The 24509-nt window shown below is 44.9% G+C and carries 23 protein-coding genes and 1 tRNA gene; 15 read left to right on the forward strand and 9 right to left on the reverse strand.

The genetic code is table 11. The features are described from left to right. The 6 genes from RMO55_RS15045 to RMO55_RS15070 form a co-directional block, all read left to right on the forward strand. On the forward strand, positions 1-727 hold a 727-nt coding region (locus tag RMO55_RS15045), incomplete at its 5' end, for a vitamin B12 dependent-methionine synthase activation domain-containing protein (RefSeq protein WP_310427743.1). A 77-nt stretch (positions 728-804) separates the two neighbouring features. Further along, entirely contained in the window at positions 805-1482 is a 678-nt protein-coding gene (locus RMO55_RS15050; protein WP_310427744.1) for a hypothetical protein, read from the forward strand. 196 nt (positions 1483-1678) lie between these two features. Beyond that, a complete protein-coding gene (locus tag RMO55_RS15055; RefSeq protein WP_310427745.1) occupies positions 1679-1831 on the forward strand; it encodes a hypothetical protein in 153 nt (50 codons plus the stop codon). A gap of 65 nt (positions 1832-1896) precedes the next feature. Further along, a complete protein-coding gene (locus tag RMO55_RS15060) occupies positions 1897-2442 on the forward strand; it encodes a transposase (RefSeq protein WP_310427746.1) in 546 nt (181 codons plus the stop codon). 122 nt (positions 2443-2564) lie between these two features. Then, positions 2565-2813, forward strand: a complete 249-nt coding sequence (locus RMO55_RS15065) for a hypothetical protein (protein WP_310427748.1) — start codon at positions 2565-2567, stop codon at positions 2811-2813. A gap of 1 nt (position 2814) precedes the next feature. After that, entirely contained in the window at positions 2815-3075 is a 261-nt protein-coding gene (locus tag RMO55_RS15070) for a type II toxin-antitoxin system RelE/ParE family toxin (protein ID WP_310427750.1), read from the forward strand. A 391-nt stretch (positions 3076-3466) separates the two neighbouring features. Here RMO55_RS15070 and RMO55_RS15075 read toward each other — a convergent pair whose 3' ends face one another. Both RMO55_RS15075 and RMO55_RS15080 read right to left on the reverse strand, forming a co-directional pair. Further along, the gene (locus RMO55_RS15075; RefSeq protein WP_310427752.1) at positions 3467-6772 is read right to left on the reverse strand and encodes a phycobilisome rod-core linker polypeptide; all 3306 of its coding nucleotides are present in this window, start codon (positions 6770-6772) and stop codon (positions 3467-3469) included. A 482-nt stretch (positions 6773-7254) separates the two neighbouring features. After that, positions 7255-7614 (reverse strand): cupin domain-containing protein, encoded by a 360-nt coding sequence (locus RMO55_RS15080; protein ID WP_310427754.1) that lies wholly within the window; start codon positions 7612-7614, stop codon positions 7255-7257. Positions 7615-7718: 104 nt separating this feature from the next. On the opposite strand from RMO55_RS15080, the gene RMO55_RS15085 reads away from it, so the two are divergent. The 5 genes from RMO55_RS15085 to RMO55_RS15105 all read left to right on the forward strand — a co-directional run bounded on the left by RMO55_RS15085 (position 7719) and on the right by RMO55_RS15105 (position 11659). Next, entirely contained in the window at positions 7719-8318 is a 600-nt protein-coding gene (locus RMO55_RS15085; RefSeq protein ID WP_310427756.1) for a tRNA isopentenyl-2-thiomethyl-A-37 hydroxylase MiaE, read from the forward strand. Positions 8319-8339: 21 nt separating this feature from the next. Next, positions 8340-8855, forward strand: a complete 516-nt coding sequence (locus tag RMO55_RS15090; protein ID WP_310427758.1) for a GNAT family N-acetyltransferase — start codon at positions 8340-8342, stop codon at positions 8853-8855. A gap of 297 nt (positions 8856-9152) precedes the next feature. Beyond that, positions 9153-9644: a photosystem II cytochrome c-550 gene (psbV, locus tag RMO55_RS15095; protein ID WP_310427760.1), complete on the forward strand. Its 492-nt coding sequence runs from the start codon at positions 9153-9155 to the stop codon at positions 9642-9644. 243 nt (positions 9645-9887) lie between these two features. After that, the gene (gene petJ, locus RMO55_RS15100) at positions 9888-10220 is read left to right on the forward strand and encodes a cytochrome c6 PetJ (protein WP_310427762.1); all 333 of its coding nucleotides are present in this window, start codon (positions 9888-9890) and stop codon (positions 10218-10220) included. A gap of 209 nt (positions 10221-10429) precedes the next feature. After that, positions 10430-11659 carry a DNA double-strand break repair nuclease NurA gene (locus tag RMO55_RS15105; protein ID WP_310427763.1) on the forward strand — a complete coding sequence of 410 codons (1230 nt, stop codon included), beginning with the start codon at positions 10430-10432 and terminating at the stop codon, positions 11657-11659. Between the two features lie 94 nt (positions 11660-11753). Here the strand turns inward: RMO55_RS15105 and RMO55_RS15110 are convergent, their stop codons facing one another. Next, on the reverse strand, positions 11754-13295 hold the full coding sequence (locus tag RMO55_RS15110) for a serine/threonine-protein kinase (protein ID WP_310427765.1): 1542 nt from the start codon (positions 13293-13295) through the stop codon (positions 11754-11756). Between the two features lie 368 nt (positions 13296-13663). After that, the gene (locus RMO55_RS15115) at positions 13664-14803 is read right to left on the reverse strand and encodes an anhydro-N-acetylmuramic acid kinase (protein WP_310427766.1); all 1140 of its coding nucleotides are present in this window, start codon (positions 14801-14803) and stop codon (positions 13664-13666) included. A gap of 188 nt (positions 14804-14991) precedes the next feature. On the opposite strand from RMO55_RS15115, the gene rpsP reads away from it, so the two are divergent. Continuing rightward, the gene (rpsP, locus tag RMO55_RS15120; RefSeq protein ID WP_396134335.1) at positions 14992-15255 is read left to right on the forward strand and encodes a 30S ribosomal protein S16; all 264 of its coding nucleotides are present in this window, start codon (positions 14992-14994) and stop codon (positions 15253-15255) included. Between the two features lie 5 nt (positions 15256-15260). After that, positions 15261-15722, forward strand: coding sequence for a KH domain-containing protein (locus RMO55_RS15125; RefSeq protein WP_310427767.1), 462 nt, complete (start codon positions 15261-15263; stop codon positions 15720-15722). Between the two features lie 73 nt (positions 15723-15795). On the opposite strand, the gene RMO55_RS15130 is transcribed toward RMO55_RS15125, so the two are convergent. From RMO55_RS15130 to RMO55_RS15145, 4 genes are all read right to left on the reverse strand, one after another. Beyond that, complete coding sequence (locus RMO55_RS15130) at positions 15796-17088, reverse strand: gamma-glutamyl-phosphate reductase (protein ID WP_310427769.1); 1293 nt, start codon at positions 17086-17088, stop codon at positions 15796-15798. A 134-nt stretch (positions 17089-17222) separates the two neighbouring features. Further along, positions 17223-17294, reverse strand: a tRNA-Gly gene (locus RMO55_RS15135). A 140-nt stretch (positions 17295-17434) separates the two neighbouring features. Next, positions 17435-19774, reverse strand: coding sequence for a DNA helicase PcrA (gene pcrA, locus RMO55_RS15140; protein ID WP_310427770.1), 2340 nt, complete (start codon positions 19772-19774; stop codon positions 17435-17437). A gap of 319 nt (positions 19775-20093) precedes the next feature. Further along, entirely contained in the window at positions 20094-20717 is a 624-nt protein-coding gene (locus RMO55_RS15145) for a DUF938 domain-containing protein (protein WP_310427771.1), read from the reverse strand. Positions 20718-20989: 272 nt separating this feature from the next. On the opposite strand from RMO55_RS15145, the gene RMO55_RS22310 reads away from it, so the two are divergent. Continuing rightward, on the forward strand, positions 20990-21184 hold the full coding sequence (locus RMO55_RS22310) for a PEP-CTERM sorting domain-containing protein (RefSeq protein WP_396134336.1): 195 nt from the start codon (positions 20990-20992) through the stop codon (positions 21182-21184). Here the strand turns inward: RMO55_RS22310 and RMO55_RS15150 are convergent. Further along, complete coding sequence (locus RMO55_RS15150; protein WP_310427773.1) at positions 21133-21597, reverse strand: hypothetical protein; 465 nt, start codon at positions 21595-21597, stop codon at positions 21133-21135. The genes RMO55_RS22310 and RMO55_RS15150 overlap by 52 nt on opposite strands. Positions 21598-21810: 213 nt before the next feature. Here RMO55_RS15150 and dnaK point away from each other — a divergent pair, with 213 nt between their 5' ends. After that, the gene (gene dnaK, locus RMO55_RS15155; protein WP_310427775.1) at positions 21811-24405 is read left to right on the forward strand and encodes a molecular chaperone DnaK; all 2595 of its coding nucleotides are present in this window, start codon (positions 21811-21813) and stop codon (positions 24403-24405) included. Positions 24406-24509: the final 104 nt, after the last annotated feature.

Below are 24509 nucleotides of genomic sequence, written 5' to 3' on the forward strand. Positions count from 1 at the left end.
ACAATGGCAATTCCGTAAACCAAAGGATCAATCTCGCGAAGAATATGACGCATTCCTCGCCGATAAAGTCCACCCGATCCTCGAAGAATGGAAAGCCAAAATCCTCACCGGAGAATGGCTCGAACCCCAACTGATCTACGGCTACTTCCCCTGTACCGCCGAAGGTAACTCCGTCCATGTCTACGATCCTAGCGTCATCGAGCAAGGCTTAACACCCCAAACAGCCACCCCCGTAGTCACCTGGACATTCCCCCGCCAAAAATCCCTGCGTCGCCTCTGTCTAGCGGATTTCTTCCGCCCCCTATCGGAGAATAAATTCGACGTATTCCCAATGCAAGCCGTGACGATGGGCGAAGTCGCCAGCGAGCAAGCCCAAGTGTTATTCAAAGCCGATAACTATGCCAACTATCTCTACTTCCACGGCATGGCTGTCCAAATGGCTGAAGGTTTAGCCGAATGGGGACATGCCCGCATCCGCAAGGAGTTGGGTTATGGCGATTTAGAGCCAGATAATATTCGTGATATGTTGGCGCAACGCTATCAGGGTTCGCGGTATAGTTTCGGCTATCCAGCTTGTCCGAATGTGGCGGATCAGTTGCAACAGTTGAAAATTATGGGGACTGAGCGGATGGGGATGACGATGGATGAGAGCGAGCAGCTCTATCCAGAGCAGTCTACGACTGCTTTGATTGTCTATCATCCGACTGCTAAGTACTTTAGTGCTTAGGATTTACTACAAAATCAACTGAAACCTAGATGGTGAGCAATACTCACCATCAATCTCTATTTAATTTATGCACGAGTATGTCAGAACTTACTGATGGATTAGATCGTATTTACAACAGATTATTAACTAACACACCTCACCGCGTTAGTTCAATGAAACCTGGCCTATCTCAATCAGAAATAGATGAAATGGCTCAATGCCTTCCATCTATTCTTCCATCTGAAGTTTGTGAAATGTATCAATGGCATAACGGTGGAAATGATTGCTGGGATTTCCTACTTGAGAATTATGAATTTCCATCTTTAAAATTGGCAATTTATTTGTATCAAGAAGAACTTAGCCAACTGCAACAGGATGACACTGAAGTTGCAGAATTTTTTCAATTTCGGTTTCCACTTTTTCATAATCCTGATTCCGCCATATTCTTGACTGTCTTACTGTATGGAAAAAACGGAAGTCCAATTTACATACATGATATTGGAAGTAGTAACTATGAGCTGCTGTATCATAGTTTGACTAATTTGATTTTACATGCAGCCGAATGGTATGAGAAATCTACTTTTGTAGAGGATGGACTTGAGTTCAATGTTGAGTATGATGATGTAAAGTGGTCAGAAACAAAAACATATGATATTGAAACCTATCTAGAGACGAAATATATGGCAAGAGAACATATTCTCAGAATCGCCAATACCACAAGAAACGGTTGGAAAGGATCTATGTACAAACATTTTATTGAAACCACATCAAATTAGGTCGATCGATATTGACACTCGATTGTGTTTGGGGTAATGTTCGATCGATTTGATGATGGTGGGATCGATCGTTGTTTAGATTCGATCGGGTGGTGGTGGGATTCGATCGAATAGCCGATCTGTGAATTGAGGTAGGGGTAATTCATGAATTACCCCTACCACAATTCACAGAGCAGCACAGATAAAATTTATGATAATGTCTAACAATAGATTGCGTCGAACGATCCGATCGAAAGGTTGCGATTATTCAGGCACGTTATGCGATCGGGTGTTGGTAGGCTCGATCGTGTTTGGGGTGATGTTCGATTTGGTGGTGGTGGGATCGATCGATCGTATTGCCTCTCTATAACCCTCGGTAGGGGCAATTCATGAATTGCCCCTACCGAGGGTTATAGAGAGGCACAGATAAAATTTATGATAACGTCTAATAATAGATCGCGTAGATCGATCCGGTTGAAAGGTTATGATTATTCGGCAGATGGAGCCTATTTTATAACCATTTGTGTTCGCAATCGTGAATGTCTGTTGGGCGAAATTCATGATGGACAGATGATTCTAAATGAATATGGTTCGATCGTTAGAGACGTTTGGGAGGGTTTACCTAATCGAGTGTCAGACATAAATCTCGATGAATATGTAATTATGCCAAATCATTTTCATGCAATTATCTCAATTGATAAATCTCCAGAGTCAACAGAAATTCACAAAGATTTAGATGTCGATGATATCAAGGCGCATCGGAAAATGATTTTACCAAAAGTAGTCGGCAGATTTAAAATGTTGACGGCTAAGGCGATTAATCAGAGCCGTGAAATTGAAGGATCGTTCTGGCAACGTAATTATTATGAACGTGTGATTCGGAGTGAGGAAGATTGTCAGATTGTCCGACAATACATCATCAATAATCCCGTTCAATGGGAAATGGATGAGCATTATATCGTTGGCGTATCGAATAAATAAAGTAGGGGTAATTCATGAATTACCCCTACTTTATTTATTCGATTGCCGTTGGCACGCTACAAAGGACGGGTGTTGGTTGGATCGATCGATTAAAATATGACTATACACAATAGGGTAAAGCTATGAGTCCCCAATTAAAGCAAATACTGACTGAAATTGACAACTTGTCAGCACCAGAACAAATAGAGGTGCTGAGTCATACCATCGAATTAATGAAGCGCAATCTCCCTATTGAATTTGATGAATCAGTCGATCCAGATCTTGGGCTAGAAGTCAAGCCAGAAGTTATCGAACAATTGTTAGCAATTCGTCAGAGTAAGAGTCCAACTCTAACAACCGATGAGGTGAAACAGCGTCTAGGCTTGATTTAAGATGATTTATACCATCCAGTACAAATCAGAATCCCTTGAAAATCTAGAAAAACTCGATCGCCAAATCCAATCTCGCATCATCAAAAAGATTATCTGGTTAGCAGAAAATTTTGAAGATATAACGCCACTCGCTCTCACAGCAAATTTAGTAGGTGCTTACAAACTACGAGTGGGCGACTACCGAATTATTTATGAATTTAGTGAAGTTGATGAAACGATTGCTATTTTAAAGATTGGGCATCGTAGTGAAATTTACGGTTGAAGATCGATATTGATGCTCGATCGATCCTGGTACGATTCAAGGGTGATATTAATGTTGATTTCTTTGGTTGCGATCGCGTAGCGTGCCATCGGCAATAGGGTAGTGTAGGTGAAGCTCGTTGGCGTAGCCTACCGGAGGTAATCGATTTGGGGTTGGTTCGATCGATCTGTTTGGATTCGATCGGGTATTGGTGGGATCGATCGAATGTTGGATATAATATTACTAGAGCTAGAAAAAAAGTCTGAGTTAATTTGGATACATTCTATCTTAGCATTACTATAGCAATCCCAAATGACTTTAACAACAAAAAAGAATAGCCGAGAAGTTCATCTCGCCTATTCTTTTTTAATTTTTCAATAGAATCTAATCTTCCTGGATCAAAACTAACAATTTAGTTACCTGCGGGAAGAGAAGGAGAACGGTGGTAGGGAACTACATCAACACCGAAATAGCGAGAATACTCCGCACTATCTACCATCATATTTACCGCAGCTACAAACCCTTGTTCTGCCATCACCCGATTGTAATCGGCGATTTCAGCTTGGTTAATTGGAGCGCGTCCTAATAGGTGACGGAATAAGAATTCGATCGACTTCGTATTAGGATATGGGGTGTAGAAGCGGTTGATATAAGCTTCAGAAGTTGCTAATGTAGCGACAAATTCACGAACTGAGATCCCACCATTGCGAACTTGGCTTTCTAAGTCCAGGCGGCGGAACTGTGCGGGAATTTCACCAGTACTGAGATCCATGATTTGGATGTACAGTGCTTCGATCGCTAGTGTAGCTTCTGTTGGGCTGCTGTTCGCGTTCATCCGAAAGATGCGGGCGATATTCGCCGTTACAGCTACAGTAGGCTCACTCATAGTCAAACTAGAAGAACGACCCAAGGCAACGAGCTGTGACTCCTTCTGGCGGGCAGCAGCGGCATTATCTGCAAGTGCTTTACCAGTCATTGGGAGTTTCGCCATGTCCATCCGAGGTTTGATAGTATCAAAACTTGGCACCACAACTTGCTTATCTTGTTTGGTAAGTTTGTTGTAGAGGGTTTGGGTATTTGGATAGTTAGCAGCAGGGAGGGTGAGGAAGCGGTTGTAAGGAACTACATCTTCGCCAAACGTCTGGCAATATTCGGCACCGTTAACCATTGCACCGATGAAGGCTTTAATCCCTTGAGTTGCCAGGATTTGGTTATATTTACGGATTTCCGCTTGATCTAGGGGAGCGCGTCCGAGGAAGTGCTTGGTACCTAGTTCGATTACTTTGGTATTGGGGTAAGGAGTGTAGAACTCTTTCATGTACAACCCAGAACAACCGAGTCCTTCGATGAACTCTTTGAGGTTAATTTCGCAGTTGGCGAGCTTACTTTCGAGCGCGCTAAATTCGTTGGAGACAACGTATGGTTCGATGTCCCGCTCGAAGACTTGACGGTAGGCTGCACGAGTGACAGTTTTGAGCTGTACCGCATCCCCAGCTTGGGTAAGCTTGAAGGTTTTGGTTTGTTCGCGTTTTTTGGTGACACCTTGCTCGATGCGGAATTCGATATCCGGGAGGGAACGAGTACCTGTAACCGCACCGAGTTCGACGAATCGAGGTGTAGCTGTAGATTGATTTTTGGTAACAACACCAACACCAGTATCGGCGATACTACCTGCACGCAGACTCCGCGCACTGACACCTGCTGGTGTGAGGTAACGGTTGTAAGGCACCATGTCTTCGTTGAAGCTTTCGCTGTACTCAGCGGAGTCAATCATCGCATCGACGATCGCATAGAATCCTTTCTTCGCAGCAATATCGAAATATTTATTCATCTCCGAACGACCGTAAGTCGGACGACCTAACAGGCGACGGTGCATGAATTCGATCGCTTTAACTACATAGAGTTTCGTCCAGTAGGTATTGCGGAAGATGTCAGATTTAGCTACGGCGCGGACGAATTCCCGCACTGTAATATCACCATTTTCGAGGTTGATTTCCTGAACTTTGAGGCGTTGTCCTTCATAGACATCACGTCCCATTACTTGCAGGTAAATTGCTTTAATTACTGCTTGGGTGGAGCTTTCGGTGAATGAAGTACTGCGTCCTTGGCTGGATTTGGCTTTTTTGCCAATACCAGTGAATCCAGGTAGCTGATCCAGTTTAAAGATCTTGGCACCTAAAGTACCAGGAGTCACTCCCCGCGCACCAGGATTGCTGACTTGGCTATTAATACCAGGGCCTTGAGCGATCAGAATTCGGCGCGTATTCTTGCCGAATGGAGCTGGCGAACTGCTAGGATTGCGAGTTTCTTTGGGGAAGATCGCACCAAACTGAATTTCTAACGGATCGTTACCCGAACCATAGACGTGTTGATCTGCGAGTGGACGCTCGTAAGCCGCAAATGTAGTCAAGAATTGAGGAATCTTGCGGAATGGTGCGCTGTAACTGAATAGGTCTTTTTGCGGACCCCAGTTGCGACATTCTTGCGCTTCTTGACCCAAACCACGGATATAAGGCACGGTTTCTTCGCCGAAGTAGTCTGAATACTCGGAGGAGTCTACCAAGGCATCTACCAGCCCGTTAAGCCCCTTAGCGGAGACGATGCTAAAGTACTTCTGGACTTCTTCACGAGAAGATGGCCCACGACCTAAAATATGGCGGAAAGCAAGTTCTAACGCCCGACTATTGATGTAGGGTAAGAAGAAGTTTTTACGATACAGGGGAGACTTCGCCATGCGACGAACGAATTCCTTCATCGAGATTTCACCATTTTTGACTTTCGATTCCAAATCGGAAACGGATAAGCCATAAGCGCGAGTGATGTCTCTTTCAAAGAGTTGGCGGTAAGCCGCTTTGATGACATCATTTTTCTCAACTGCGGACAAGCCAGGTTTCATCGCATATTTAACGCGATTTTCGGCTGCTGCGGAGTAGAGTTCGGGTAATTCCAAGCCCTGTTGATCTGTAGAAGGACGTTGACGAACTTTATTCGCTGGTGCAGATGCTTTAAACTCACCAATCATGATGTCAAAGTATTGACTGATGATTTCTTGAGCTTCTTTATCTTTGCTAAAGTAGCCCAGAGAACCAGCCCGCATTTCTAATAGTGCGACGATGGTTGCTGGCACCGAGCAAGCATTTTGAATAATTTCCCGCAAGCCGCGAGTATTCACCGTAATGATATTAGGATCTCCAGCCACGATCGCATACGTCGTATAACGGAGGAACCAACTCATATCCCGTAAGGATTTCTGCATATTTGCAGGGCCGTACAGAGCGATGTTAATTGGTTGGAAACCTTGTGGAATCGCACCAACACCAGATGCTGTAAATAGCGTACTGATGTTAGAGAAAAAACTACCTTTAGCTTCTACAAAGGTTACAGTACCTAATGTATTAGCAGTTTGTTGCGTCCCACTGGCAAAGGTTCTGGAGGGTTCAACTTCTGCTGCTGCGGGCTTTTCTAAAAATGCCATCGGCGAACCACCGACGAAAATCCGGTTAGCCGCACGAGAAACAATCAAGTCAGAGTTATCGCTCAAAATCTTGGCGATTTCGATCCGTTTCGCTCCAGACTTGAAGTAGCTACTCAGTTCGCTTAGTTCGCCCAATGCGGGGAACCGATCTTGCTGTTCAGCTTGTGAAATAGTCGCAACTGGCAATGTTTGATATAAATTTGGACGGGATTGCGAGCCGCCACCACTTGCCTTTACACTCATTTAGATCTTAAATCTCCCAACCGAATATTTTGTTAAGCCTAATCGAGTAGGGTCAAGCTTTTTGACTTGCCCATGCGAGGATGTAAAGTTCGGGGATTCGGTTGTCAATCTTGAGGATTTTCAGCCAAATATTTAGTCCCACTCATACCCTATCTTTGAAGATGAGCACGAGTTTACTTACTACTCACTAACTCGATCGAAGTTTGAATAATCACGCCTATCGAGATGTTTCGTCTCGTTTTCCGTGTAAATGAAAATTGCCACTAGCAAAACCAGGACAGCTTTCAGATTAAAACGTTTCGCTCGTCTGTAGCTTGTTTATGAAGAAGTGTGTAGAAATTAAATTTTAGAATGACCTGTCAAAGATCCTAGAGGATTGGGGGGGTTTTATTAAAAAAAAGATAAGTTTTGTTACAGAGCGGGGAATGTGGGAAGTGTGGGGAGTAACTCTTTCCTCCCACTACGGTGGTACAGCCTATCTCCTATCCCCTGAGGACAAGTTCGTATCCAGCAGTGGAGGGGGAAACGACGGAGATAAAAATTAGTGTTTCGTTGCTGTTGTTGAATACTCCATGCACAGAGCCAGTTGGAGCGATGACTACATCGCCTTTGGAGATCGATTTCGTCGTACCAGCTCGATCTAAATAATATTCACCCTGTCCAGCTAAAATAGTCCAGGTATCTTGTCCCTGTGGATGGATGTGTGCGGGGATTTGTTGTTGGGGTTGGATGTACCAAGCCACAATTGTAGATTCTAAGGATTCTGTAATCACGGAGCGAATCGGCTCTCCATCAGTTGGTTGGAAAAATTCAGAGCTATTGAATATCCTATTTTCGTTCATCTCGATCGGGTTCTCTATTAACCAATTAGGATTGGATGTTAAGATTCTCATTCTGAGCCGCTAAATCGACGATTGCTGTCAAACTCAATACTAAATTTCCCGACATGACTGCTATCGCTACAACCACGATGAATATTTTGTGTCAACCGACTTCGGAAGCTTGGCTAGAACAGGCTTTGGGAAATGTAGACACAATTTTGCTCGATCATTCTCATTGCGAACGCAAAGCCGCCGGAACTGCGGTGAATATGATGTTTCGCTATCCATCCAATCATAAACTAGTTCGTCAGTTGACAGCGATCGCCCGTGAAGAACTAGAGCATTTCGAGCAAGTCAATCAAATTCTCGAACAACGCGGTATTCCTCTCTCCGCCTTGAATGCGCCACCTTATGGCAAGGAAATGATGAGTCAAATTCGCCATCAAGAACCCAACCGCTTGTTGGATTCACTCCTAATTTCTGGACTAATCGAAGCACGTTCCCACGAGCGATTGGGATTGCTTGGTACTCATTTACCCGATCGAAAATTAGCCGCATTCTACCGCAGTTTAATGGCATCAGAAGCCCGTCATTTTGGCATTTACTGGTTACTAGCAGATACCTATTTTGACAGATCGATCGTCCAAACCCGTCTAGCAGAACTTGCCATCGTCGAAAGCGAAATCCTCTCTACACTGCATCCTCAGCCAAGAATTCACAGTTAATTAATAATTATCCTTGGATTTATGCACGAACAATACAGAAATTATACGATTCGATCGTGGCAACCGGAAGATCGACAGGCGGCGGCGGAAGTCATTAAGACTGCTTTGGCGGAATATGGATTAGGTTGGGAACCGGATGGTGCAGACCGAGATGTATTGGAGGTAGAAAGATGTTATGTCGATCGCGGCGGTGAATTTTGGGTAATTGAATTACAAGGGCAAATTGTTGGCACTAGTGCTTATTATCCCTGCCTTGTTGGAGCCTCTGCGCCCGATAATCGCGGCGAGAAGGCGGTAGAAATTCGGAAAATGTACTTGTCACGGCATGTGAGAGGGCAGGGCTTAGGAACGTATTTATTAGGGGCATTAGAGCAAGCGATTGTCGATCGAGGTTATCAGGAGATCTGGATCGAAACGGCTAGCATCTTAACAGCAGCGGTCAAACTTTACGAAGAAAGCGGATATCAACCAGCGACAGGAGTAGAAACGCCCAGGTGCGATCGAGTATACGTCAAAGTATTATCGCTCGATTGTTAACCCTACCAGTTGCCAGTTGCGATTTGGTGAGTGAGAGTAGTGGATGGTGGATAGTTCAGAAAATGCGGGTATTTTCCCGAATCCCGAATCCCGTTCGCGTAGCGTCTCGGAACGAGAAATCCCGAATCCAATGCCCCAATTGTAAATTTTTCTTTACTTTATGAGGAGAGATCGAGAAATCTTGGTCGGGATAATGGGATGATATTGGCAATATGAGATAGCTGTGGCTTTAATCTTGAGTTTAGCTGTGTTGTGTAATTATCATCTAATTTAAAGTTATCTTTTCGAGGGAGAACCATGCTCAAGCGATTCCTGTTGCTGGCTGTGGCAACCATATTGTTTGCATTCCAAACCTTAGTTACCAGTGCTAGTGCCATCGAACTCGATGCCGCAACGCGCACAGTCAAATTGAACTCACAGGGTGAAACTGCCACCCTCAATCTAAAACAAGTCAATCAAGGTAGACAGCTCTTTGCGTCAACTTGCGCCCAATGTCATGCTGGTGGAGTCACCAAAACAGACTTTAACGTAGGTTTAAGCCCTGTAGATTTATCTGGCGCAACACCCGCGCGGGATAATGTTGTAGCTTTAGTAGACTTCATGCATCATCCCACCACCTACGATGGCGAAACTCCAATTTCTGAGTTACACCCAAGTATGGATAGTGCAGATATCTTCACTGAAATGAAGAACCTCTCCGAGGATGATATGTATGCTATTGCTGGACATATCCTGATGCAACCCAAGATTGTGGGTGAGCAATGGGGTGGTGGTAAAACTGTCAGATAGTCATTAGCCGCTGCTGTCGAAGCAGCTACACTAATGGTTGGGATTCCCCACCATTAAATAGCAAATGCGCTCTTTGGTAGGATTTTCCCACCAAAAAGCGCATTAGGACAGTGGCTAAGTCCCAAAATTGTTAAAATTTTGATACAGTAAGTACCTTTGTTGTTCACCACCCAAGATCGTGGGTAAAATAACGTGAGCGATCTTTTTAGTTCATTAAGTTACATTTTATAGAGGAGAACCGTTTTGAAAAAGCTAATTTCGATTTTCACCGTAGCGATTGCATTATTCACGATCTCATTTAGTAGCCCTGCTTTAGCTGGCGACGCTGCTGCTGGTGCTAAAATATTTAGTGCCAATTGTGCAGCTTGTCATGCTGGTGGCAATAATGTCATCATGGCAAACAAGAATCTCAAAAAAGAAGCTTTGGCAGAATATGGCATGAATTCGATCGCTGCTATTACTACTCAAGTAACTAATGGTAAGAATGCTATGCCTGCTTTTGGTGGTAGACTCAGTGCTGCTGACATCGAAAATGTTGCTACCTATGTCTTGGCTCAGTCCGAAAAAGGCTGGTAGTCACTAGCCTCAAACTAGTTTATCAATAAATACTGGCTGATAATTGCTGACGGTTCGATTGCGAAATTGCTTATATTTAAGTTATTCTCGATCGTGTCCAAGCAGTTGTCAGCCATTGTGGTATTTAAAGAAAGGGTTGGAGAACAAAGGCAAAAAAGACGTTCGGCGAGTAACCTCGATCCCTATCCCCTACCCCCTACCCTCTCTTCATGCTAGATATTAATAAAGTTGCCAAACAACTACCAGGAATCGGTCAACATTTAGTGCGGGAGACTGCTGCAAATCAGCAACGGTTACAATTAGCTACTGCATCATTTCAGCAAGCAATCCAGCGACAAGCAGAACTAGCCCAGATTCAAGAACAGTGGGGCAATCGGCTATTTTTCAACACATCCATTCCGGTCGAACCCCTGGATACACGAGTTGATATTGCCGCACCACCATCCCAACAAACCGTACTCGCTACAGACGGTTCTCAAATCGCCCCTAGTCATCATGAAATTGCCTATTGTTATCTAATTAACGTCGGGAGAGTGATGATTCATTATGGGCAAAATTTGCACCCACTGCTCGACAGTATTCCCGAAGTTTTTTATCAGCAAGAAGATTTGTATATTTCCCGTCAATGGGGGATTAGTACCGAAGAATGGTTGGGTTATCGACGAGCGGTATCCGAAGCAACAGTGCTAGCAGAATTGGGGTGTAACTGGGTCAATCCACCCTTTGGTTTTGATGACAAAGGAACCTCTGTTTCAATCGCTTCTAAGCCCCGCATACCTACCTTAGCAATGGTCGATGGTTCCTTAGTCTATTGGTTTCTCGAACAATTACCAGTAGATGCGCGGGAGCAAATTCTCAATCCAATTTTGGCTGCGTGGGAAGAACTACGGGTAGCTGGAATTCCGATTGTTGGTTATCTGAGTTCTTCTCGGAGTATCGACAATCTCAATCTACTACGCTTATTAACCTGTCCCCATGAGACACCCGACTGTCCGACACACTGTGCAGATGTCAGCAAACTTCCCTGTCAGCAGTTTGAAGGTGTGCGAGATACGACTTTGTGGAATACACAGTTGTCGCCAGGACAGAGGAGTTGTTGGTGGCAAAGTACTGCCAAGATTTTAGACTATTACGACGATCTCCATAAGGTCTATTTCTGTTATCTCCACGTTGGTACCGAAATCGCTCGCGTTGAAGTTCCGGCTTGGGTCGCTCAAGATGAGGCTTTAGCTGGTATGGCTTTGAGTTTAATCATCTCCCAAGTTAATAAGGGCTATGGCTACCCTGTTGCCCTAGCAGAATCGCATAATCAAGCCGTAGTCAGGGGTGCAGATCGATCGAGCTTTTTTGCCCTGCTCGAACAAGAACTGATCAAAACCGGACTCAGAAATGTAGCTACATCTTATAAGGAAACTAGAAAACGGGGTAGTGTGGCGTAATTATGGGGTAGGGGATAGGGAATAGGGAATAGGGGATAGGGGATAGTGAATAGTGGATTGGTAATTAATCATTATCAATTATCAATTAATTAACTTATTTCCTCAGGATTTGACGCTGAAGGCTGGCAACTAGCTTGGGCTTGAGGGATTCTAACTCTTCCTTGAGCGAGCGTTTGCTTTCTTTGATTTGACCGTGTGTAGCAGGAGTGTTTTGACTTTCTAACAACCACTCTTTGAGTAGTTGAATTTTTTTGTTAGGAATTTTCCCCTCAATGGTGTAGACACAACTTTCATCGCCTTCGAGGGCAAATAACAATAATCGATAGATACTCGTCTGGGTCAGAAGTTGGAGTGTTTTTTCACCAATAGGCTTTTTGAGATCTAGATAACAGGGTAGCATCCGATGTTGCTGCTCATCTTTGTATAGCGTCGTCAACCACAACAGCATCGGATGAGGAGAACCGACAAATAGAAACTGAGAGTGCGGTTTATTGTTTTTGTATTTCTCAATATCATTACGAGAGAGCATGATCCACATAGTGACTAATTCAGCATTCTCATGCTGAATTAATTGAGGAAAGACGATTTCAGCTCTAGGCTTATCTTTTGGCCAAGTACTCTGACGGCAAATGTCTTCGATAGTCGGTGGCGTTTTGCTCTGTGGGATCGGTTCTTCAGCGTTACCTTTTTTTACAGGCGGGGGTAAGAGTTGAAGTTGGGTTTGTTCGATTTGTTCGAGAATTTTGAGGATTTCGGTAACATGGGTAGGCCGTTGTTCGGCTGTTTTGGACATGCACTGATTGACAACATCCATCAATGATTGAGGCAAATTCAGTTTGGCTTTGACTTCACTAAATGATTTGGGTGATTGATAATGATGGGATTGAAACCAACCTTCAAACGAACTCGCTTTGGGCTTTAAGGGAAGTTCGCCTGTGAGCATTTGGAACATCATAATCCCTAGGCTATAGATGTCCGCCCGATTATCTAGAGTTTTGCCATCCATCTGTTCGGGCGAACAGTAGGCGGGAGTGCCCATAAATCCAGTTGGAGACTCATCTGATTTGAGTAAAGCAATGCCAAAGTCCAGCACTTTAACTAGTTCGCCTAATGTGGCATCTTTAATGACAATAATATTGCTAGGTTTAATGTCGCGGTGTACGACTTGAGTAACATTACCATCAATTTCAATCCCATCGTGAGCGCATTGTAATCCCAAACAAATCTGCCGCATAAAGTTAAAAAACTTCGGTAATGGCATGGGTTTGTTCTGCATCACATCTTTGAGACTGTCACCCTTGAGATATTCCATCACGTAGAAGGGCATTTCCTCATCATCGACACCATAGTCTCGCACTTTGACAATATGGATACTCTTTTCGCCTAATAGGGCACTGATTGTCGCTTCGCGCATGAATCTGTCGCGGACTCTCTGAGTCATTTTCGCGCGCGACAAAAATTTGACGGCTACAATCACGCCACCCAAGAGTGTATCCTTCGCTTGATACACTTGCCCCATAGAGCCTTTCCCCGCTATCTCCAATAGTTGATAGCGTTGAACGAGTAGGCGACCATAATGTTCATCTCTCACGCGATCGATGCCTCCATGACGCTCGATAATGAGATTGGAAACCAATTAATAATATTTAGCGATCGATAATAAAAATTGAACATCAAAACAAAGGCGATCGGGTTAAGCTATGAAATTGGTGTTGAAATCTGCCGATTATCTTGTCAATCGTCAGGGATTGCAATTCGACCTGTCAACTATCTACTTTTTGTATATACAATCACAGAGAGTTCGGGTGCCCATCAATAAAAGTGAAGCTGTTTCTTAATGTAGCATCGTCCGCTGCGATCCGAACTAGAATTAATACTGAGCTAAAAATCCCCTTAAATATAAATAATAATCGATGATAACTATCATCAACAACAGATCTACCGATCTAACGACTATAAATTTGAGAAGGGTAGATTGGATGAGCTATTCTCAATATACCCAATTCAACAGAGATGATGGACATCACCCAACAGCAAATGCTGTTTTGCGCCAGTAGCCACAGGTAAGTTACCCGGAATCTGGAAATGTCGCCAATAAGCCAGGACAGCAAAGGCAATCGCTTCCTTATAATCGCCGTTGACACCCGCAGCATCAGTAGTCGTAATGTGGGTGTTTGGTAAGTGAGATTGGAGCCGTTGATGGATGTAGAGATTTCGACTACCGCCGCCACAAAGTAATATGCAATCGGGTAATTGGGGTAAAAAGCGACGGTAACTATCAGCAATACTACTCGCCGTCAGATCGGTGAGCGTGGCCAATAGGTCTGCTGGAGTAAGCTGCTGTACATTGGCATCCGCGATACAAGCCTGAAGATAATCTACGCCAAATAGCTCTCTTCCCGTCGATTTTGGTGGGGATAATCGAAAATAATCCTGTGCTAACCATTTTTGGACTAGAGGTTGACAGACTTTACCTGTCGCTGCCCACCCGCCATCTCGATCGAATGTTAGTTCACCCTGACTGAGTTGGTTGACCGCGAGGTCGAGTAAACTATTTCCAGGGCCAGTATCCCACCCACAAACCTTATCTTCCCAATTAGGCTGGCTATGAGGTGGTAGATAGGTGACATTGCCAATTCCGCCGATATTTTGAACGCAGCGATGTTCGGATGGATGCCCCAATAAATAGGCATCTGGCTTGGGTACTAGCGGCGCACCTTGTCCGCCAGCAGCGATGTCACCGGCGCGAAAGTTGTCAATGGTGGTAATTTTGGCGATCGAAGCGATTAATTCCCCTCTCCCAAGCTGGAGACTGTACCCCATAGTTTCAGCGGTTGTAGGGCGATGGAAAACCGTTTGACCGTGAGAACCGATCAAGGTAGCAGGGGATTGGTTTGTTTGAATCTCATTCGCTGCTCGTCCAAAGCACCGAGCAATCCCATCGTCTAATTCGGCTAGTTCTTGCATCGATAATTTTTCCCCGCCGCAGACACCAAGAATTTGCGATCGCAGGTTGTCTGGATACGGATAAGTTTCCCCAGCTAACAACTCTACCCGCAAATCGAGCGTCGTACCGCTAATTTCTACCAACGCAGCATCGATCCCATCCACCGATGTCCCACTCATTAACCCAATTACTTTCATAGCACCCCGATATTTTCCTTTAACCACCAATTACACTTCGGCTACGTATCGCAAAAGGCGAGGCTAAGCCAACAGTGCAAGCCATTGACCAAGATTAACATAACAAATAACTCCATCGATATGTTATACTCGAAAGGCTGTGGGTCAACTAGATAACTCACCTATATTAACAGTTAAACTGCTTCAAAATGATTAAAATACGCCTCAAAAGATTTGGTAAGAAGCGCGAAGCTAGTTACCGTTTGGTAGCAATGCAAAGTACCTCCAGACGCGATGGTCGTCCGTTGGAAGAATTAGGCTTCTATAACCCCAGAACCGATGAAGTTCGGCTCGAAACTGAGGCGATCCTCAAAAGACTCGGACAAGGTGCCCAGCCTACTGATACCGTGCGCCGGATTCTAGAAAAAGCGAACGTTATCGAACGAAAAGAGATCGCACACAAAGGTACCTAAGTAACGTGACAGTTTCGACCCAATCACCCAATTTGCCTGACTACGAGCAACTGGTAAAATTTCTGTTTCAACCGTTTGTAAGCGCGGTAGATGCGATCGGTGTCGATTGTGAGTACACAGTCGATCGTCATCGTGTCTGGATTCGCATTGCTGTTGCTACACCCGATCGAGACACTGCTTTCGGTCGCGGCGGACGAAATATCCAAGCAATTCGGACAGTTCTCCAAGCATCAGCATCAGCGGTCGGTCAATCTATTTATCTAGATGTCTACGGGCACAATTCCGGCTCCAGACATCTAGACTCAGACATGTCAACTGGTGGCGCAGCTCCTACGGAGAATCGATCCTCTGGCATCAAACCAACTCGAAGATCCCCCGATGGTGGCGATAAACCCATCGATCTCGATGCTGCCGACGAGCAGCCCCGCCAACGTTCCAGCGTACCACCACCACGCCCTCGTCGTTAATTAAGCGACAAGTAATAAGCCTGTAGGGTGGGCATTGCCCACCAACTAGGTTTCATGCATTATCAATTATTAACTATCCCATTGTTACTTGTTGCGTTGTCATTAATGCTGATAGTCCGATCGCGCCCCGCTGGGAACCATGATAATTGGACATCCCCAACCAAATTCGATCGCTCCCGCGTTGGTGACGGTAAAAGCGGGGTGACGCATTGATATAGACGCAAGCACTATTAATTCCAGCTACAAATTGCTGAGTTTCTAAGTAGGAATCAGTGACGATACAATCAGCATGTCCGCTGCTAAATCGATCGATTGTCGCGATCGCTTCGTCTACACCTTTGACCGATTTAAATGCGATAATTTTACGTAAATATGGATGATGCCATTCCCCATCCTGGGCTAATTGTAAGTATTCTCCATAGTTAGCTACTAGCTCGCGATCGCCACGCAGTTGAAAGCCTTTATCTTTTAAACTTTTCCACAGCATCGTCAGGGATGTCGATCCGCGATCGGTATGAATCAATACCTTCTCGATCGCATTGACAGCATCTGGTTCCCCCACATGACTATCGCAGATCGCATGGCGGACTAGTTCCATATCCCCATTCGCGCCCCAGTATAAATAACAATTCCCGATCGCCCCAGGCAAAATCGATACTGTCGCCTGTTGCGTTACCTGATGAATCAAACTCGGTCTACCATAACAGATCGCCAAATTTACCTGCTGAGTGTGGGTTAAAAGCTCGTACAACAGACTAGGATCGGGGTCGATGAGTTGCACGGCATTTTGAGGAAATTCAGCCTGTTCTAAGCCCGTTCGCAAGGCGATCTCGATCGCGCGGTTGGTATGTTGTGCTTCGGTGCCACCACGGAGGATGATACTATTACCAGTTTTGATGCTCATCCCTGCGGCGATCGCGCCTAATTCTGGGAGTGCTTCGTAAATAAATGCTACTGTACCTAGAGGTTTAACTTGACTATATCTCTGTCGATCGCTTGTCTGTGGGCCGAGATCGGTATTACCATTAGTTGAAGACAGCTCGCCCAGACGATGTAACAGATCTATATACCGTTGAAGACGTTCGGGAGTGAGTTTCAACCATTCCAGCAGCAAATCGGAAATGCCTAATTCTCGACTTGCCTCCAAATCGAGGGTATTAGCTTCGAGAATATCATGAAAAGCACCTCGCAAAGCTGTTGCCATCGATTCGATCGCCTGTTCTCGTTGCTTACAATTTGTCAGTGAAAGATGTCTTCCAGCTCGAACGGACTGGCATAGTACACTGGCTAGGCTGGGGTTGGCACTCGCATGTTCCATAGGTCGATCGACTGTTAACGAGATCGTGATGATGGTAAGGACAACCATAGCTATCATCCATCGATCGGACAAGATTTAAGATTGGACTAGCTACCGTTACTATACCTGAGCGCAACAAAAAAGTCTCCCGTGCTAGGAGACTTTTTCACTAGTCTTTGTGGTTGAAGACTATCGATTCAATAAGCGGGAGACGCGATTCGAACGCGCGACATCAACCTTGGCAAGGTTGCGCTCTACCACTGAGCTACACCCGCGAATTAGTGGTTTTTTGACCACACCTATAAGTATCACAGGATTTTGATGGTTTGTCAATACCTTGAGCGAAAATTAGTTTGGAAGATTACTAGGGACAGATCCCCGACTTCTCTAAGAAGTCGGGGATCTTGCGTTGTTACTAGATTTTTTGTAATCCGACAATTTTGGGATCGATAATTTTTTGACCGAGATTGGGGAATTTAATGGCGACAGATTGTTTATTCTCAGTTCCAAATACATGGGTGATTTGTCCTACACCAAAACTGCGGTGAATCACTCGATCTCCCACGCGCCATCCTGTTGTTTGACTGGTAGCATTACCAACGATTTTAGGTTCTTTTGATGGTGTTTTCGGTATGTTTTTAGATTGGACTTTGGTACGGAGATTACTATTAATTAATTCGGGTGGAAGTTCGCCGATGAATTGAGATCGCACGGCGGGTTCTCTATTTCCATACAATCGACGTTCGCGGGCATGGGATAGATATAACATTTCTTCGGCGCGGGTGATGCCGACATAGCACAACCTACGTTCTTCTTCGACAGCTAAAGGATCGTTTAAGGAGCGATAACTGGGGAACAATCCAGCTTCTAATCCGACGAGGAAGACAATCGGAAATTCTAGTCCTTTGGAGGCATGTAATGTCATTAATGAGACGGCTTCTTTCCCTTCTTGAAGATTGTCTAAATCGGAGCTGAGGGCTGCACTAGCGAGGTAATTTTCCAGATTAGGGGTTTCATTTTCTTCTTGAAATTGGAGAGTGGCGTTGACTAATTCTTGAATATTTTGAACTCTTTCTAGAGCTTCATCAGTGCCTTGAGTTTGCAATTCAGTGACGTAGCCAGTATCTTCAATAATTCCGGTGACTATATCCACAACGGGGCGAGTTTCCATTTCGCCTCGCCATTTATTAATAATTTCGGCAAATGCTAAAACTCCTTTTGACGATCGACCTGCTACTGTTTTTACTGAGGTATCATCACTAAGGATTTCCCATAATGGTACACCTAATTGATGGGCGGCATTTTGGAGATTATCGATGGTAGTTTGTCCGACACCACGACGGGGAGTATTAATGACGCGGAGTAAACTAACTGTGTCGTTAGGGTTAGCAATTGCGCGTAAATATGCAACAATATCTTTGACTTCGCGGCGATCGTAGAACTTTAATCCACCAACAATTGTATATGGTATTTGCGCTCTGACAAAAGCATCCTCGATCGGTCGAGACTGAGCATTGGTGCGATATAGTACAGCAAATTTACCATGATTTAGTTCGGGATTTTCGCGTAATAGTTTCCGAATCTGACTGACTAGAAATTCAGCTTCATCGATTTCGTTATCAGCTTTATATAGAAAGATTGGTTCTCCTTCGCCGCGTGTAGCAACTAAGATTTTATCGATCCGTTGGGTATTATGTTGAATTAGGTGATTGGCTGCTGCTAAAATGTTTTCACGCGATCGATAGTTCTCTTCCAGCTTGACCATTGTTTCGGTCACATCGTCCGCTTTGCTATCACCGAAATCATCCTGAAAATTCATCAAGATCGTAAAATCTGCGGCTCTAAAGGAATAAATTGATTGATCTGCATCGCCAACAACAAAGATCGATCGATGTTCCCATGCGTCGAATGTTTTGCTATCGACACCATTAGTAACTAGCAGTTGAATCAGATCGTACTGAGTGCGATTAGTATCTTGATATTCATCGACTAATATATGTCTAAATTTGCGATGCCAATAATCTAAGACTTGGGCATTTTGACGAAAGAGCTGAACGGGAACTAATAATAGATCGTCAAAATCGAGCGCGTTATTTGCACACAGTGCATCTTGATAAAGCTTATAGACATCCGCAATTACTCGCCCTTTATAATCATTCTGCTCTCGACTATATTCATCCGGCGATAACCCTTTATTCTTCGCCGTACTAATTGCATATCGAACCGAGCGCGGATCGAATTTCTTGTCATCCAAATCTAATTGCTTGACGACAATCTGCTTAACTAATCCCTGACAATCGGCATCATCAAAGATCGAGAAATTCTTATTCCAAGTGCGTCCCTTATCATCCTGGTATTTCTCGATGTCAAATCGCAACACCTTACTAAACAAACCGTGAAAAGTACCAACCCAAAGATCCTTAATAATCGTCTTATAAATATACGATCGCATTTGAGTTTGTTGATACTCATCTAATGCACCCCAAGCTTTACCATACTTAAATTCTGCCTGTTGTTGGGCGAATAAGATCTCGATTCTCGATCGCATTTCCTTCGCAGCTTTATTAGTAAAAGTAACTGCTAAAATATGGGCAGGATCGACGTGATGGGTACGGATCAGATTAGCGATGCGATAGGTGAGGGCGCGAGTCTTTCCACTCCCCGCACCCGCGACGACTAATAAGGCTCCACAATAATGCTCGACAGAGCGGCGTTGGGAAGGATTGAGATGAGCGAGAAAATCGGTGTTAGACATTTGACAGGAGGGAGGGGGATTTTGGAGGTGTTGCGAAGATCTACCCACCCCGAATTAGCCTTGCGGCTGATTCGCCCCTCCGAGGAGGGGATTTACCCCCAACCCCCTTATAAAGGGGGCTTTCCGGCTCCCTCCCCGCTTGGTGCGCTTCACTGTCAGGGAACCCGAACAGTGCACGCATCCGCTTTATAGGGGGAGGGCTGGGGTGGAAAATCCCCTCCTCGGAGCGACGTTTTTATTCGGGGGTTCCCCCGAATAAAAACGTCAAGACAGGGGTGCCCGTAGGGCGGGGTGGGTAGATCTCCGCCTAAGTCAAATATCATTCAACCATTTCAAACACAACCGAAAGATTATTTGCAGGCATCGGATAGACTTGTTGCAGAGCTAAATTATGACTGTGAGCAACGGCGGTGATTTCTTCCAGATCTCGCACACCCCATTCTGAATTCTGACTCCGCAGACTCTCATCGAATGCAGCATTGCTAGGGGCTGTATGGACTCCAGCTTGCTTGAACGGGCCATATAGATACAAAATGCCCCCAACAGGGAGAATGCGACTTGCTCCGGCAAATAGCCCTAAATAAGCCGATCGAGGGGCAATATGAATCATGTTAATATTCACAACTGCGGTAATTGGCTGTTCTGATTCTACCAACCATTGAGAACTACTGGCATCGAGATCGATCGGGGGATATATATTATCGCACGGTGTAGACTTTTGCCATGCCACGATACTCGATCGAGCATCGGGATTGGGATCTGAAGGTAGCCAACAGCGTGGTGCGAGTTGGGGAGCCATAAATACCGCGTGTTCCCCAGTACCGCTGGAAATTTCCAGAATCGTCCCTGTCGGTGGCAATACTTGACGCAAAATTGCGAGAATTGGTTCGCGATTGCGTTCGGTAGCGGGTGCATACCGTCGGAGATCTAGAGGATTGTCCATTTACACTAATCGATCGAGACTTTTCTAGCTTAGTACAAGCTTGGCTGGTATTGCGAGGATTCTAACATCGACTCTAGATTTGCACCATTTACCTAAAAGTGGATCTCTTGTTTGTACCAGCAATTCTCATTATGAAAATTGAGATTAGACATCCTCTTAGATTTGGCTACTCACCTACGATAAATTTATCTACCACAATCGCTTTCTTTAATGGTACAGCATCTGCTGACAATAACTTTGTCTGTCCAGACAATGTTTAATTTAGTAGCCTCATTCAACCTACTAGTGTACCCGAACCTTTCACTATTATCGGGACAATCGTCGGTGGTAGCGCAGCATTACGGATGAGAAAAAAACTTAAACCTAACTCGATATATCTGCAAATAATTGCATCAATATTACGTCTCCAAATCGATCAACAAATATCTGGTGGTAGCTTCTGTTCGTTGGCGATGTTTTGTTTCTGAAAAATCGAGTCTTCTAAGCTTTGTCGAGAAATTTCTTTGCCAATATCTAGGTTTTGCGAGTTATTTAGAAATATAACTCGATCGATCTCTGTAAAAGCTAACAAATAAAACAATAGCTGAATCACAAGTACTTCCACTGCCGATCCATTAGCTAGAGATCCTCCATCGAATTGACGGATATCTTCAGTTTTAGTAAATGCGTAAATAACTTTAATTTCTAAATCGGGTTGGCGATGATGTCGGAGCGTTGTGACGACAGATTCGCCCTGCTGACTTTGACAGATATAATATGTCGTCTGGGGCAAAGTTTCCGCCGCTTTTTGTAAGATGGGAGCGATCTCAATCGCGCTCTTGCGGCTCTCCGCATCTGGCGCACCATCAATTAATCTTTTTACTTGTTCGTCTAAGTTCATAGTTGGTGGATAGTGGATAGTGAATGGTGAATCAATGTTCGGATTTTAACCTTTAACCTTTAACCTTTACCCTTTACCCTTCCCTTCTTTTTAAAGATACCATTGCCGAACTCCACCCACCTAAGTAGGGCTATCCCCACCTGAAGAGGGGATCGATCGGATAAAATAAGAGCAATATTTGTGACAGATTAGTCATACGAAGGGAAACAACGGATGGGTAAAGTAGTAGGCATCGACCTGGGTACCACCAATTCAGTGGTAGCTGTCATGGAAGGCGGAAAACCAGTAGTAATCGCCAATGCCGAAGGTATGCGTACCACTCCCTCCGTCGTTGGTTTTAGCAAAGACGGCGAACGCCTAGTTGGGCAGATGGCGCGGCGACAAACTGAGTTAAATCCCCAGAATACTTTTTATGGGGTTAAGCGTTTCATGGGGCGCAAATACGCCGAACTCAGCCCCCAGTCCAAGCAAGTGCCCTATACCATCCGTAAGGATGAAGATGGGAATGTGAAAATCAAATGTCCCAAACAAAATCGGGAGTACGCGCCCGAAGAAATTTCGGCAATGATTATGCAGAAACTAGCGGACGAAGCTAGTAGATATTTAGGCGAACCCGTTACAGGTGCCGTAATTACCGTACCTGCTTATTTTAACGACGCTCAACGCCAAGCGACCAAAAATGCGGGTAAAATTGCTGGATTGGAAGTTCTGCGAATTATTAATGAGCCGACGGCGGCTTCGCTGGCGTATGGATTGGATAAACGCCAAAGTGAGACAATTTTAGCTTTTGATTTAGGTGGCGGTACTTTTGATGTGTCCGTGCTGGAAGTTGGCGATGGAGTCTTTCAGGTAAAGTCTACCAGTGGTGATATTCAATTGGGTGGGATGGATTTCGATCGCAAGATTGTCGATTGGCTGGCAGAACAATTTCTCGCGGCAGAAAATATCGATCTCCGCAAGGAACGTCAATCGCTTCAACGGCTGACAGAAGCGGCTGAGAAGGCCAAGATCGAACTTTCTGGGGTGATGGTCACAGATATCAATTTACCCTTCATTACAGCGACTGCAGATGGCCCTAAGCACATCGAAACCAGGCTTACCCGCGCTCAATTTGAGGATCTGTGTGGAGACCTAATTAGTCGGCTGCGCGGACCGATTAAACGGGCGATGAATGATGCCCAGTTGACAGCTTATGATATCGATGAAATTGTCTTAGTCGGAGGCTCCACACGGATTCCGGCGGTGCAGGAATTGGTACGGAGTTTTATTAACAAACGCCCTAATCAAAATGTCAATCCTGACGAAGTTGTTGCTGTTGGTGCGGCAATTCAAGCGGGGATATTGGCTGGAGAAGTTAAGGATATCTTACTGCTCGATGTCACGCCACTGTCGATCGGACTAGAAACTATCGGTGGTGTGATGAAAAAACTGATTCCCCGCAATACGACGATTCCCGTGCGCAAGTCGGACATATTTTCTACATCTGAAAATAATCAAACGATGGTAGAAGTCCATGTCGTTCAAGGCGAACGAGAAATGGCTAATGATAATAAATCCCTGGGCAGATTTAAACTCACGGGAATTCCTCCCGCACCAAAAGGAATTCCCCAGGTACAAGTATCTCTAGATATCGATGCCAATGGTATCCTACAAGTAACCGCAATGGATCGCACCACTGGGCGCGAACAAACGGTGACAATCCAAGGTGCATCGACGCTGGGCGAGTTGGAAGTCCAGCGGATGATTGAAGAAGCGACTCAATTTGCAGCAAGTGATAAACAGAAGCGCGAGAAGATTGATAAACGCAATCGCGCCGAGGCCCTCTCTTATCAAGCCGAACGCCAACTGCGCGAAGTCGCCCTGGAATTTGGGATGCAATTTGCTAATGCGCAGCGGAAACAAATCGAAGGATTGGTACGAGAATTGCGCGAAGCTCTTGCTGGTGGCGATGAGCGACTAATTGATGAAATCAAAAATGAACTTGATGACGCGGTGTATGATTTTAGTCGTCAGGTCAAAACCCTGACAGAGGAAGAAGATAAGGGTATCTTAGGTACTCTGAAAGATATCTTCGTCGGCGATGATGACGACTACAATTATCGCGATAACTATAATAACAATGATGGTTATAATCCCTACGGAAATCAACGAGATCTCTACTACGATGGTCGCAACAATGACTATTCTTCATCCTACCCTAGAGATCGTGGTGTGATCTCACCCAGAAACTATAATCAACGCAGAGATCCCTATGGAGATACGCCCAGAGATCGAGGCAATGATAATCGGGCTAACCCACGTAATAGTCGGGATTCGCAAGGACAGCAAAACTATCGCAATGATAACGAACGCTATACTCGCGACGATCGATATCCCGATCGTCAGGATACCAATGACTACAATCCTAACCTACGCCGTGATGATTATCCCCGTCGATCGCCAAATAACAACCCGCCAATCGAGAATAGATCCCGCCAACGCGATGATGATTATCTAGATGATGCGCCCCAACAGCCCCGACAGGATCGATGGGATGACGAGCAAAACACGACTTCTCCCCGTCGCAGAGTAGATTCACGCGAGCAGAGATCGCCAGAGCGCAGAGAGATCCCTCCCACTAATCGTCAAAATAATGGGAGATCGATCGCCCCAGAAGATCGCGATTTCCGTTATGCTGATGAATTACCAGAACGCTCTGAAGTTCGTCGTGCGCAACCTAGTGATAATATTCCTAGTCGTCGCCCGAATACTCCCACCTCTAAACCGATGCGCGATGATTGGGATGATGATGACGATGAATGGTATTAATTTAGTGGAAAGTGGAAAGTAGAAAGTGGAAAGCGAAAAGTGCTGATGGTCGGGTGACCCGCCCAGTGGTCTTGGGGTTTCCCCTGTCTTGTCTTATCGTTTTC

Origin of the sequence: Chamaesiphon sp. VAR_48_metabat_135_sub (genome assembly GCF_031418915.1) — a bacterium.
GTDB lineage: Bacteria > Cyanobacteriota > Cyanobacteriia > Cyanobacteriales > Chamaesiphonaceae > Chamaesiphon.

Coding starts and splice junctions, on each gene's coding strand:
- RMO55_RS15050 (WP_310427744.1), top strand. CDS start 805: ATGTCAGAACTTACTGATGGATTAGATCGTATTTACAACAGATTATTA.
- RMO55_RS15055 (WP_310427745.1), top strand. CDS start 1,679: ATGTCTAACAATAGATTGCGTCGAACGATCCGATCGAAAGGTTGCGAT.
- RMO55_RS15060 (WP_310427746.1), top strand. CDS start 1,897: ATGATAACGTCTAATAATAGATCGCGTAGATCGATCCGGTTGAAAGGT.
- RMO55_RS15065 (WP_310427748.1), top strand. CDS start 2,565: ATGAGTCCCCAATTAAAGCAAATACTGACTGAAATTGACAACTTGTCA.
- RMO55_RS15070 (WP_310427750.1), top strand. CDS start 2,815: ATGATTTATACCATCCAGTACAAATCAGAATCCCTTGAAAATCTAGAA.
- RMO55_RS15075 (WP_310427752.1), bottom strand. CDS start 6,772: ATGAGTGTAAAGGCAAGTGGTGGCGGCTCGCAATCCCGTCCAAATTTA.
- RMO55_RS15080 (WP_310427754.1), bottom strand. CDS start 7,614: ATGAACGAAAATAGGATATTCAATAGCTCTGAATTTTTCCAACCAACT.
- RMO55_RS15085 (WP_310427756.1), top strand. CDS start 7,719: ATGACTGCTATCGCTACAACCACGATGAATATTTTGTGTCAACCGACT.
- RMO55_RS15090 (WP_310427758.1), top strand. CDS start 8,340: ATGCACGAACAATACAGAAATTATACGATTCGATCGTGGCAACCGGAA.
- psbV (WP_310427760.1), top strand. CDS start 9,153: ATGCTCAAGCGATTCCTGTTGCTGGCTGTGGCAACCATATTGTTTGCA.
- RMO55_RS15105 (WP_310427763.1), top strand. CDS start 10,430: ATGCTAGATATTAATAAAGTTGCCAAACAACTACCAGGAATCGGTCAA.
- RMO55_RS15115 (WP_310427766.1), bottom strand. CDS start 14,803: ATGAAAGTAATTGGGTTAATGAGTGGGACATCGGTGGATGGGATCGAT.
- rpsP (WP_396134335.1), top strand. CDS start 14,992: ATGATTAAAATACGCCTCAAAAGATTTGGTAAGAAGCGCGAAGCTAGT.
- RMO55_RS15130 (WP_310427769.1), bottom strand. CDS start 17,088: ATGGTTGTCCTTACCATCATCACGATCTCGTTAACAGTCGATCGACCT.
- pcrA (WP_310427770.1), bottom strand. CDS start 19,774: ATGTCTAACACCGATTTTCTCGCTCATCTCAATCCTTCCCAACGCCGC.
- RMO55_RS15145 (WP_310427771.1), bottom strand. CDS start 20,717: ATGGACAATCCTCTAGATCTCCGACGGTATGCACCCGCTACCGAACGC.
- RMO55_RS15150 (WP_310427773.1), bottom strand. CDS start 21,597: ATGAACTTAGACGAACAAGTAAAAAGATTAATTGATGGTGCGCCAGAT.
- dnaK (WP_310427775.1), top strand. CDS start 21,811: ATGGGTAAAGTAGTAGGCATCGACCTGGGTACCACCAATTCAGTGGTA.